Source organism: Pantoea sp. K16, assembly GCF_048452805.1.
Taxonomy (GTDB): Bacteria; Pseudomonadota; Gammaproteobacteria; order Enterobacterales; family Enterobacteriaceae; genus Pantoea; species Pantoea agglomerans.
On the sequence record NZ_JBLWNV010000002.1, the window covers coordinates 170,866 to 183,360 of the forward strand.

At 44.1% G+C, this 12,495-nt stretch carries 6 protein-coding genes and 2 pseudogenes; 6 read left to right on the plus strand and 2 right to left on the minus strand.

What is annotated here, in order from left to right; genetic code table 11:
* Positions 1 to 237 precede the first annotated feature (237 nt).
* From pth to ACK13D_RS03530, 3 genes and pseudogenes are all read left to right on the plus strand, one after another.
* Positions 238 to 825 (plus strand): aminoacyl-tRNA hydrolase, encoded by a 588-nt coding sequence (gene pth, locus ACK13D_RS03520; protein ID WP_010245882.1) that lies wholly within the window; start codon positions 238 to 240, stop codon positions 823 to 825.
* A 108-nt stretch (positions 826 to 933) separates the two neighbouring features.
* Positions 934 to 2,025: a redox-regulated ATPase YchF gene (gene ychF, locus ACK13D_RS03525; protein WP_010245885.1), complete on the plus strand. Its 1,092-nt coding sequence runs from the start codon at positions 934 to 936 to the stop codon at positions 2,023 to 2,025.
* Between the two features lie 214 nt (positions 2,026 to 2,239).
* Positions 2,240 to 3,415: pseudogene (locus ACK13D_RS03530) on the plus strand (tyrosine-type recombinase/integrase).
* Positions 3,416 to 3,766: 351 nt separating this feature from the next.
* On the opposite strand, the gene ACK13D_RS03535 reads toward ACK13D_RS03530, so the two are convergent.
* Positions 3,767 to 4,887 (minus strand): IS3 family transposase gene (locus ACK13D_RS03535; RefSeq protein ID WP_418795704.1). Its coding sequence is split into 2 segments (ribosomal slippage): positions 3,767 to 4,629 and positions 4,629 to 4,887, totalling 1,122 coding nucleotides; the frame shifts between segments, so codons are not numbered across the junction.
* A gap of 544 nt (positions 4,888 to 5,431) precedes the next feature.
* Between ACK13D_RS03535 and ACK13D_RS03540 the strand changes: the two genes are divergently transcribed.
* Together ACK13D_RS03540 and ACK13D_RS03545 are read left to right on the plus strand one after the other, a co-directional pair.
* Positions 5,432 to 8,077: a hypothetical protein gene (locus ACK13D_RS03540; RefSeq protein WP_418795705.1), complete on the plus strand. Its 2,646-nt coding sequence runs from the start codon at positions 5,432 to 5,434 to the stop codon at positions 8,075 to 8,077.
* Complete coding sequence (locus ACK13D_RS03545; protein WP_418795707.1) at positions 8,074 to 10,602, plus strand: hypothetical protein; 2,529 nt, start codon at positions 8,074 to 8,076, stop codon at positions 10,600 to 10,602. The genes ACK13D_RS03540 and ACK13D_RS03545 overlap by 4 nt, the downstream gene beginning before the upstream one ends.
* Positions 10,603 to 10,848: 246 nt before the next feature.
* Here ACK13D_RS03545 and ACK13D_RS03550 read toward each other — a convergent pair whose 3' ends face one another.
* Entirely contained in the window at positions 10,849 to 11,178 is a 330-nt protein-coding gene (locus ACK13D_RS03550) for a DUF4400 domain-containing protein (RefSeq protein WP_418795709.1), read from the minus strand.
* Positions 11,179 to 11,244: 66 nt separating this feature from the next.
* Between ACK13D_RS03550 and ACK13D_RS03555 the strand changes: the two are divergent.
* A pseudogene (locus ACK13D_RS03555) lies at positions 11,245 to 12,392 on the plus strand (IS3 family transposase).
* The last annotated feature ends 103 nt before the right edge of the window (positions 12,393 to 12,495 follow it).

Sequence of the window (12,495 nt, forward strand, 5' to 3'; positions counted from 1 at the left end):
TGAGTCAATAACCGCACACAATGTTAAGTGCCATAAGCTTAGGCAATGGGTGAAGATAAGGTTGCGGAGTGGATCACACATCAGCCATAAATAATTAACTGGCCCTGATTGCAGCCTGTTGATTTCGATGGAAAATGATTAATCACCGTCATGAACCATTTCGCTGCTTGTACTTTGTCATCTCGCCCGTGGCGAAGTAAACTAACGCCCTTTCGCGATAACAGCAGGATAATCATTGTGAGCAGCATTAAACTGATTGTGGGCCTTGCCAATCCAGGCGCTGAATATGCCGCCACGCGCCACAATGCGGGTGCCTGGTATCTGGATTTACTGGCTGAGCGCCACAATCAGTCACTGAAAGAGGAAGGCAAATTCTATGGCTATACCGCGCGCCTGGCGATAGCCGGAGAGGATGTGCGCCTGCTGGTGCCGACCACCTTTATGAACCTGAGCGGGAAAGCCGTGGCGGCGATGGCGACTTTTTATCGCATCGCGCCAGAAGAGATCCTGGTAGCGCATGATGAACTCGATCTGCCACCCGGCGTGGCGAAGTTCAAGCAGGGCGGCGGGCATGGCGGCCATAACGGTCTGAAAGATATCATCAGCAAACTGGGCAACAACAACAATTTCCATCGGCTGCGCATCGGTATCGGACATCCCGGCGATCGCAACAAGGTGACCGGATTTGTGCTGGGCAAGCCGCCCGCCAGTGAGCAGAAGCTGATTGATGATGCCATTGATGAGGCGGCGCGCTGCACCGAACTGTGGCTGAAAGAGGATCGTATCAAGGCGATGAACCGGCTGCACGCCTTCAAGCCTGCTTAAACGCCCGAATCGTCGTGATTCCGTGTATAATGCGCGAAATTTTTCAATTCGTCTCCGACAGTCCGCCTTCTGGCGCACTGTCCATCCAGTTATAAAGGGTATCAAACCATGGGATTCAAATGCGGTATCGTGGGCCTGCCGAACGTCGGTAAATCCACTCTGTTTAACGCGCTGACTAAAGCGGGCATCGAAGCGGCTAACTTCCCCTTCTGCACCATTGAGCCAAACACGGGCGTGGTGCCGATGCCTGACCTGCGTCTCGACCAGCTTTCTGAGATTGTTAAGCCGCAGCGCGTGGTGCCGACTACCATGGAATTCGTCGATATCGCCGGTCTGGTAAAAGGCGCGTCAAAAGGTGAAGGTCTGGGCAACCAGTTCCTGACCAACATCCGCGAAACCGAAGCGATTGGTCACGTAGTGCGCTGCTTTGAAAACGACAACATCATCCACGTGGCGGGCAAAGTTAACCCGGCTGAAGATATTGACGTGATCAACACTGAGCTGGCGCTGTCCGATCTTGAAACCTGTGAACGTGCGATTCAGCGTGTGCAGAAGAAAGCCAAAGGCGGCGACAAAGATGCCAAAGCCGAGCTGGCTGCGCTGGAGAAGTGCCTGCCGCATCTTTCTGAAGCGGGCATGCTGCGTTCACTGAATCTGGATGAGGACGACAAAGCGGCAATCCGCTATCTGAGCTTCCTGACCCTGAAACCCACTATGTACATTGCTAACGTCAATGAAGATGGTTTCGAGAATAACCCGTACCTGGATCAGGTGCGCGCTATCGCCGAAGCGGAAGGTTCAGTCGTGGTGCCAGTGTGCGCCGCCGTTGAGTCGGATATCGCCGAGCTGGAAGATGAAGACCGTGACGAGTTCATGGCAGAGCTGGGACTGGAAGAGCCAGGCCTGAACCGCGTTATCCGCGCTGGTTACTCCCTGCTGAACCTGCAGACCTACTTCACCGCTGGCGTGAAAGAAGTACGTGCCTGGACCATCCCGGTTGGCGCGACAGCTCCACAGGCAGCCGGTAAAATCCACACCGACTTCGAGAAAGGCTTTATCCGCGCCCAGACCATCGCGTTTGAAGATTTCATCGCTTATAAAGGCGAGCAAGGTGCTAAAGAAGCCGGCAAGATGCGTTCAGAAGGTAAAGAGTACATCGTTAAAGATGGCGATGTGATGAACTTCCTGTTTAACGTCTAAATAAAATGTGTTGTCTCATGGGGTTTCACTAGATCTCATGGCGCTTACATAAAACCACTAAATCCACGCACTTGCGTGGATTTTTCATTTCATAGCGTCTCAAATGATTTCGTAGAAGCGCAGTTAAAAATGAGTACGTAGGTGAGTACAACAAACTTCCATCTTTATTTTTAGTGAGTACAATGGCGGTATAATAAATATACAAGTAATCGTTATGCTCACTGATACTCAATGCCGCACAGCAAAAGCGAAAGAAAAGCTCTATCGTCTCAACGATTTCAATGGCTTATACCTTGAAGTTAAACCTAATGGCAAAAAGGCGTGGCGCTATCGGTTTAAACTTAACGGTAAATCCAGCATGTTTGCGCTGGGTGAGTACCCTACGGTTAAACTTGCCGAAGCTCGCGAGAGATGTGAGCAAGTGCGCAAACAAGTCGCCAATGGAGTTAGCCCTACTCAGGCTCGCCAGTTAGATAAAATCCGCAAGGTCAATGACGCATCCAACACCTTTGAGCTAGTCGCTAAAGAGTGGTTGCAGATGAAAGACTGGGCCGAAATCACCAAAACGCGGCGACTACATATACTTAAACGTGTGGTTTTCCCCGCAATAGGTAAGCTACCTGTCAGGGAAATAACCCCGCACCACATTCTAAAAATTCTTCAGGAAACGGCTAAACGCGGTGCTCCGTCCGTTGCCGCTGAAGCCCGCCGCACCATTTCATCGGTTTTTGAACTAGCAGTAGCGACGCTCAGAGCAGATAGAGATCCTGTCTGGCCAGTGCGTAAGGCGATTCCGGCAAATAAAACGCAGCACAAACAGGCATTGTCTCCGCAGCAAATCTGGAAGTTATTAAGCTGTTTTAACAACAGTCGCGGCTCATACCAGGTTAATTATTGCATGTGGTTAATGTGGTGGACGCTAGCGCATCCAGCCGAAGCCACCGAAGCTGAATAGACAGAATTCGATCTTGATAACGCCCTGTGGATCATTCCGGCAACGCGCATGAAAGCTCGTAAGGAACATGTTATTCCCCTTCCCTCCCAAGCAGTCAAAATGCTCAAAACGCTGCAGGGATTAACCGGGCATCGTCAGCATCTATTTCCAGGCAGAGATAATCCGCTAGGGCCAATGACATCGCACTCACTGCGTCAGCTACTTAAAAGCCTCGGCTGGAGTGGTACTTATAGCCCACATGCTACCAGAACTACAGGCAGTACACGTTTAAACGAGATGGGCTATCGACCTGATGCTATTGAAGCTCAACTTGCACATGCTGATACTAACAATGTCCGCCGCATATATAACCATGCGACCTATCTTGTTGAACGTAAAGTGATGATGCAGGAATGGGCTAATGTGTTGGAGAAATGGGTAGCAGGATCCGAGTAGAAATTATTGAACATAGTGAACCACGAGGATTGAACTCATTCCTCAAGTTCCACTTTGTTCCAGAAGCAGGCATAGCTAACATCAATCCAGAAGCTTACCATAGAATAATTGGTGAACAATTTGATTGGTTTAACGCGGTGAGTTTTTAAAATAAATCAAGTCAACAAATCATCATCATGTAGGCCTTTTAATGAGTTGCGATCAGTGCCTGGATTTATGTGTTAAATACGTTATCCGTCAACCTGAACAATTGCGTAAGGCAATCCGTATTGCTAAACATGCGCTCAGCGAAGGAGTTCTGGCCAAAATTGACGCAACGGATTGACCTGCCCCCAGTATTAGATACAACCATCAGTTAGTAATGTCGGTTTGTTTACCTTCATATTTTCCATTCCGCCATCGTGCTGCAAACTCTGATGGCGTCTGATAATTCAGTGCTGAATGTGGACGACACTCGTTATAATCCTGCCGCCAGTCATTAATGACTTTCCTAGCGTGAACGATATCGCTGAACCAGTGCTCATTCAGACATTCATCGCGAAATCGTCCGTTAAAGCTCTCAATAAATCCGTTCTGCGTTGGCTTGCCCGGCTGGATAAGCCGTAGTTCCACACCATGCTCAAAGGCCCATTGGTCGAGTGCGCGGCAGGTAAATTCCGGGCCCTGATCGGTTCTTATTGTCGCCGGATAGCCTCGAAACAGCGCAATGCTGTCCAGAATGTGTGTCACCTGCACGCCTGAAATCCCAAAGTCAACAGTGACCGTCAGGCATTCCTTCGTGAAGTCGTCCACACAGGTCAGGCACTTGAGCCTGCGACCGGTGGCGAGCGCGTCCATGACAAAATCCATCGACCAGGTCAGGTTGGGCGCCGCCGGGCGGAGCAGCGGCAGACGTTCTGTTGCCAGCCCTTTACGACGCCGTCTGCGTTTTACGCCCAGCCCTCTCAGATGGTAAAGGCGGTACACGCGCTTGTGATTAACATGAAGGCCTTCACGGCGCAGTAACTGCCAGATGCGGCGGTAGCCAAAACGCCTGCGCTCTAGTGGCAGCTTAGTGATGCGCTCTGATAAATGCGCATCAGCCGCCGGGCGCTGAGCCTCGTAGCGGCAGGTCGACAGGGACAAACCTGTCAGCCTGCAGGCACGACGTTGCGACAGACCGGTCGCATCACACATAAACTCAACGGCTTCCCGCTTCTGGTCTGTCGTCAGCACTTTCGCCCCAGAGCCACCTGGAGTGCCTCCTTATCCAGCATGGCTTCGGCAAGCAGCTTCTTGAGTCTGGCGTTCTCTTCTTCAAGCGACTTCAGGCGCTTAACCTCGGGCACCTCCATACCACCATACTTCTTACGCCAGGTATAAAAGGTGGCATCGGAAATGGCGTGCTTGCGGCAGAGTTCACGGGCAGAAACCCCGGCTTCAGCTTCGCGGAGGATACTAATGATCTGTTCGTCGGAAAAACGCTTCTTCATGGGGATGTCCTCATGTGGCTTATGAAGACATTACTAACATCGCGGTGTATTAATCAACGGGGAGCAGGTCAGGATGACTGGAATCAATACAGCTTTCAAGAGTGTGCTGAAAAGCACTTAGTTTTGGTTAACAGGGAGCAGGTCAGCACCTTCAGAGATGTTGGGTGCGGTAGATTGGGCAATCTACGGTAATAGTTCAGCTATTAACTCTTGCTGGAAAATAAAAATTAAGTGATATTGTTGATTCTGGTGCGGGGATGACCTGCCTCACGGCCCGGCGTCTTGCCTGCTCACAGTAAATATCTGGAACCCATTCCAGATATTTACTGTCCAGCGCAGGGTAAGGTAATCATGGATGATCGCTTCGTGGTGTTGAAGTGAGGGCGGTAGCTTGAATTCATGACTCCCTCACCTTTCAGTAAATATATATTACGAAATAGATAAGCCACGCCATTTAATATTTAAGATCGCCCATAGTAGCATTTATCGGCAGCAAGCCACATATTGTTTTATGTATGCATACAGTTATTTGAACGGAGATAAAATGACAAACAAAAACCAGGAAGTGGTAATAAAAATAGATGATAGTAATGGGTATTTTGAAATAAACCCAGATGAACTAATACATCAAGATGCTTATGACTCCCTTAGAAAAAGTATTAAATCCACTCTCCTAACCATCAAGGATAGAGCTTTAAATAGTGATAAGAAAACATCCCCATCTAATAATTCAAGCTCTGCACCCGGAAGTGGGTTAGTATATTTCATTGATGGTTCCAGAGGGGCTGGTAAAACAACTTTTTTACGCACCCTTTATGAAAGCCTCTCTGACCAGTTAGCAAAACCTGATGAAAGCAACAATATAGTTAGAGTTGAAAAACTTGACTACATTGACCCAACTCGCCTTGAGAAATGTGAAAATTTGTTACTATATGTTTTGAGAGGCCTTAAAGTTATTATAGAAAATAGCCATACATCGGTTGATAATGAAATTTCAAAAGGGGAATTTCGTCAATACTTTAAAAAATTGGCTGGGGGATTAAGCCTTTTTCGTGATGACCACAACCAGCTTAACCACCTAGATCCTGAACTATTTTTTGACAGAGGGCTAACAAGAGCAGAAGATAGTCGTTCATTAAGAGCGTACTTTCATAAAGCTGTGGAATCTGCTTGTAAAATTTTAAATATAGATGCATTAATGTTGGCATTTGATGATGCAGACACTAACGCCCAACATGCTTTTCCGTTACTGGAATGCATAAGGAACTACTTAGATAGCCCACAACTTCTTGTTTTAGTCACAGGGGACATGGAATTATACTCCCTATTAGTTAGGGATGAATTTTCTAAAAGACTCCCAATCATTAAAGATGAAAGAAATCAAGGCAGAGAAATACAGCGGGCCAGAATGCTTGATCACTTAGAAGATCAATATGTTTTGAAGCTATTTCCATTATCACGACGTCAACATTTAAAAACCCTATATAAGATTCTGGATAAAGATTACGATAAAAATGACACTGCTAACTATAAGATGAGTTCTCCATACTGGCAAGACTTGCGAGATCCTTTTAAAGTCCTAGATGAAATAATCACTCGGGGAATGCGTATAGCTTCTCAGTCGGATATATATCTTTTTAGAACCCACCTACTAAAACAACCACTAAGATCTATACTGCAAGTATTACAGAACTGCATACCTCATCTTTCTAAATCAGACAGTCATATAAAAAATGAATGGAGTCGCTCACTATCTGATGCATTAAGATCCTCGCTAAGAGCAATGGCTCAAGGAAGTTTATATAAACAAGGCATAATGGTTGATGAATTAACTGCTAATTATCTCCCAACATTATCCAAGGCAGTTTTCGACATATGTTGTCAAGATGGAGATATAGACACAGCTGCCTATTTAAGACCACAAGCAAGCAATGATGATTTGAATAATTGTTACCTATCCCTAGCTGCAGAAGTTGCTGGGCAATGTGCTGAGTCTGCATCTGCATCATTAAAATATATGTTATCTGGCCCCGGCAATGTTACATTATGGGGCAAAGAAAAACGCCGTATGTCAGGTAGCATTGACCTCGAGTTACTCTACAAACAATTTAGCCAATATATGGCTGTGGGTAGAAATGAAGATGCTCTTGACTGGGCAAGACGTGCAACTGCAGTTTTAGCAGCAAGGCATCCTCACCAACCCAAATTCTCTGTAGTAGATTTTGGAATAATTGGCCTTAACAAGAGAGAACCTGATGAAGCAAGAGGTGCACGCGATAATTTCAACACAATATTTAATATACTAAATTCTTTAGATGGTCCTTACCCGACTATTGCATACAGTCTGTTAGATATTTCAAGCCAAAGCAGTCGTTGCTACTCTTCCATATATAATATACTTGGTTTGGTTGAACGTCTCTTTGAAGCTCAATCTGAGCAAGAGATTTTACGACGACTGAAGAGCACTTACCCGCAGCTTAGCATTAGCAGCCCAGACTGGGGTGGTAGTTTTGATTCATTACCTTTAGAGGAAACCTCACATACTTCATCAGAAGATGCTATTGAAGCTATCATGAGCTCAGAGTCCGAATCATCGTTAATTAAGGCTATATCTGCGTGGAAAAAAATGAATGAAAATTCATTTAACTTTTTTTCTCCTTCCTCGGTCTTACTTGGTAAAATATGGATACGAATATACTTTAGCCTTGAAAAGGCATCAGATACAAATCGCTCTGGCTCTGCAAGTTCAGGAAAAAACATTGAAGATATTATGGAAATAAATGCAGCATGTATAATAAATGCTTTTCTTATTGAAGAGGCTGACCATAATCTATTAGATTACACATCCTCACTTGACCGAACCAATCCTCAAACATCAGCAATTGATATATTTAAAAAGAAAAAAGACTTCTTTGAGAAAAACAAAGAAACTCTTCCTCTAACAACTTTGATATCGAGTTGCCCTATTATTCTCGGTCTTCTTAAAAAGGAATCTAGAGGAATTATCAAAGCGGCTTTATCACTCCATGACGACATAACTAACATACCTGATGCACAACTACCTTCCAAAGCATTTATAACTGGCCGATGGCGTAAAACAGAATCGGTAAAAACAACCAGCAGAACTACAAAGCCAATTGAAAAAACAAGAGTAAAAGACAGTGTTGGGGATTCAGGGGATGAAGGATGACTATTAAATCGTTATCAACTTCCGCGAAATTATCTTGCGATTTAATTTCAAGTTATCGTGTACTTAAGATAATTGAGAAAAATTCATTTGGTACCCCCTTAGATATGAACTCGATTGCAGAAGAGTTATACCTAACTCATCAACCATGGGCAGCCAGACAAGCAGATCATATTTTCAGCAGAGCTTTAGATGCTTTAAGCATATACCGAGAAGCAACAGATAGCTCCCCACTACAATCTGCTCTTCGTTTTATTGTCAAAGAATTCATAACATCCCGACATGGTCTGTTGAGAATTAAGATTCAAATGTTTGGGGTCTGGCAGCAGAGTTTATTAAGTCGGGTAAGTGGAATACCGTTTCAAGCAGCAGCATATCTTTGGCCTCAGAATGAATTTTATCTAAGAGAAATGGAGCTTCCCGATCAGATATCCGATATTTCAAGCAACGATAAGCTAAGTTCTTTACTTATGCCATTCGACCCGCTAGTTGAAGAATACTTCATTCGGGAAGGATTAAACGAAACTCATTTACATTTAAATGGTAGTACACATGCTGAACTATGTTGGCTTCGTGCATTAGAAGAACCAGAGACTGAAACTACACAATTTTGCAGTAAATATAATGAAGTAAGTAGAAACTCTCTTTCTTTAAGAGAATTAGCAAGAAGTATACAGCCTGAATTCTCAACTTCTCTTTTCAGAAAGCAAATATATACCGCAAAAAAACTAAGAGTATACTTAATCAATGCAGCCTTCGGTTTTATTACTGATGATGCAATAATCCCTAAAAACTGTGAAGATTTATATGAATCATCATTAAAATATGAAATTCCATCCATTACACAGAATAACTCAGAGTATAATAAATTCATTTCATTTGATAAAATCAACCTTTTTACAGAAAAGTATTGGATATTTATTTTACTAAAAAGACTTGATTCCAAACCATCAGTTTCTTTAACAAACATGCTTCATTGTTATTTTATCCTACAGAATCTTTATTACAGATTGCTTGTTCAAAATGAGGAACAGTATGGCTTTGATCAGTTTCAAAAAATAACGTGGACGGATTTGAGAGAACCCATAGAAAAAGATTATCTTAACAGATTTCTACAAATGCATGGCCCTTTGCCTAATCACAGTAAAGTTTCCTATTTAGAAGGTCGATTTGCACCTAAAGATTCTGAAGCAAAAAACGCTTCCATTCTTTACAACATTCTATGCGGATATTGGGAATATTTATACAAAAAAAAACCAGATAAAAATCTGACAGATTTACTTAGAGCATTCGAAAAAAAGATAGTAACACCTGATGAAAAAAAAGGCAGGTACATTAAACTGACACTGGTTGCGCATTTTGTGAAACAACAGGAGACTGAAGCAGATATACCCTACAGATATTATACTTTACGTAAGAAGCTTTCAGCTCAATTTCATGCACTTAAAAATACTATAAATAATTATCCATCTTTAAAGATATGGCTTAAAGGCATAGACGCAGCAGCAAATGAACTTGACGCACCACCTGAAGTTTTTGCTAGCGTCTACCGAATGTGCCGTAGTGAAGGGATAACCCATCGGACTTATCATGCCGGAGAAGATTTTCATCATATACTTTCAGGCATCAGAGTTATGTTAGATGCTATAGAGCTACTTGACCTTTGTGAAGGGGATAGAATAGGACATGGTACAGCAATGGGTATATCACCTGAACTATGGTTAAAAAGAATGCCTAAAGGAGTGTATGTACGCAAGGATGAGTGGTTATTGGATTTAATTTCAACTTGGCGCCTTATGAAAATGATAGGCGAAACGGGTTTAGCTTACAAATTAGAATCAGAGGTAACCGAAATTGGCAGCACTTTATTTGGTGAAAATATAAGCAGCATTGTTCTGGAGCGCGTAATGGCTCTTAGAGGAATTAGCATTGAATATCTTGCAAAAGCATATTCTAACGCAAATGAAGATGTGGGAGGATCTATAAAACTAAAGGCTTCTGAAATAGTCACGCCGTTAAATAACTCAGAGATGGCTGAAGCGAAAAAAGTTGATCATTATTTAAAAACCAATCCAGGTGAATGTAAACTTTTATGGCGATGGGTTAGTGACCCTGATATCCGTTCTCGAGGTAGCCAGTTAATTTTCGTTAATACAGACTACTTACAAACGTCTGAGTATATTAAATTACAGCAATCGCTAATGCATGTTATAAAAAATAGAAAAATTCTCATTGAAACATTACCATCAAGCAATGTAAGAATAAGCTATTATGAGAGTTTTGATGAGCATCATGTGTTTAGGTGGATGGGGTTGCCCGGCTACTCTTATCCCGATGACCCACAAATAATGGTTACACTTGGCTCTGATGATCCAGGAATTTTTTCAGGTGATATATCAACCGAGTTTTATCAGTTATATGCGGTCATGCAAAGTTTGGGGTTAAATGACAAAAAATCCCTTAAGCTTATTTCTGAAATAAATGAGAGAGGTAGGGAGTATCGTTTCCATGACTTTAGGATTGGATGATTCATATTGCATCAGTCTTTCTGTTAAACCTCAAAATTAAATCACTATCTTTATTTAAGTAAGGGATAAGGCCGCTAACGGCATCTGTCCTTTATCATTGATACTTTTATAGTATTACATGAAGGTTTGCATTATAAATTTTCTTGAAAAGCATAGTGATTAACAGGAAACCCATGTTTTATCAAGACATTTAGTTGATAGGTATAATTTATCTTATAATAAATGAGTTATCGATTCAGCCTTATATTATAAATACTTCTTAAACACTCCAATCGTCCCAGCAACCACTACCCCCAGCGAATCTGCTACAGGCAGTAGTACAAGGTTAGGGTAAACCGCCCAAGACCAGTACAGGTAAATCACCACCGGCAGATACACTGGGGTTTTAATAATGTTTTTCGCCCGATGATATAAGCACGACGACTCATAGCCTGCGCCAAACTGGCGCAGGTTCCCCCTACCCAACGATCCTTCTACAACAGCCCCCATCACCATGGCAAACAACGGACTGGCAGCATTCTCGATCCCTCTTAAACCCAGACCACCAATGAAAGTGTAAGTACCCCTAAAATCCATATTTGAATCGCCACGGGTTTAACAGACACCTCAGAGTCATTTAAGATGGCTTAAAGAGAGGTGTCCATGAGCGGTAAGCGTTATCCCGAAGAGTTTAAAATTGAAGCAGTCAAACAGGTTGTTGATCGCGGTTATTCTGTTGCCAGCGTTGCAACACGTCTCGATATCACCACCCACAGCCTTTACGCCTGGATAAAGAAGTACGGTCCAGATTCTTCCACTAATAAAGAAGAGTCAGATGTTCAGGCCGAGATCCGCCGTCTCCAGAAAGAGCTGAAGCGGGTTACCGACGAACGGGACATATTAAAAAAAGCCGCGGCGTACTTCGCAAAGCTGTCCGACTGAGGTACGCCTTTATCCGTGACAACATCTGTTGCTGGCCTGTTCGCCTGCTCTGTCGGGTGCTGGATGTTCATCCCAGTGGTTTTTACGCCTGGCTTCAGCAGCCGCATTCACAACGCCATCAGGCAGACCTAAGACTGACAGGACAGATTAAACAGTTCTGGCTGGAATCGGGATGCGTCTATGGTTATCGCAAAATCCATTTGGATCTGCGGGACAGCGGGCAACAGTGCGGAGTGAACAGAGTCTGGCGACTGATGAAACGTGTCGGGATAAAGGCTCAGGTCGGATACCGGAGCCCGCGGGCACGTTAAGGCGAGGCCAGTATCGTGTCGCCCAACAGGCTCCAGCGACAGTTCAATCCGGATGCTCCGGATGAGCGTTGGGTAACGGACATAACCTACATCAGGACCCACGAAGGCTGGCTGTATCTTGCCGTGGTTGTTGATCTGTTCTCACGCAAAATTATCGGCTGGTCCATGCAATCCCGGATGACAAAGGACATTGTCCTGAACGCACTGCTGATGGCTGTATGGCGGCGTAATCCCCAAAAACAGGTGTTGGTTCATTCGGATCAGGGCAGTCAGTACACAAGCCATGAGTGGCAGTCGTTCCTGAAATCACACGGCCTGGAGGGCAGCATGAGCCGTCGCGGTAACTGCCATGATAATGCGGTTGCAGAAAGCTTTTTCCAGTTGTTGAAACGCGAACGGATAAAGAAAAAGATCTACGGAACGCGGGAAGAAGCCCGCAGCGATATTTTTGATTACATCGAAATGTTTTATAACAGTAAGCGTCGGCATGGTTCTAGCGATCAGATGCCACCGACAGAATATGAAAACCAGTATTATCAACGGCTCGGAAGTGTCTAGATTATCCGTGGCGATTCACTCTGATAGCCCGAAATACGCCCAAAACTCACAAAATTTCATCATATTGCGGGGGCGCTACCTGTACCTGAAGCTACGAATTAAA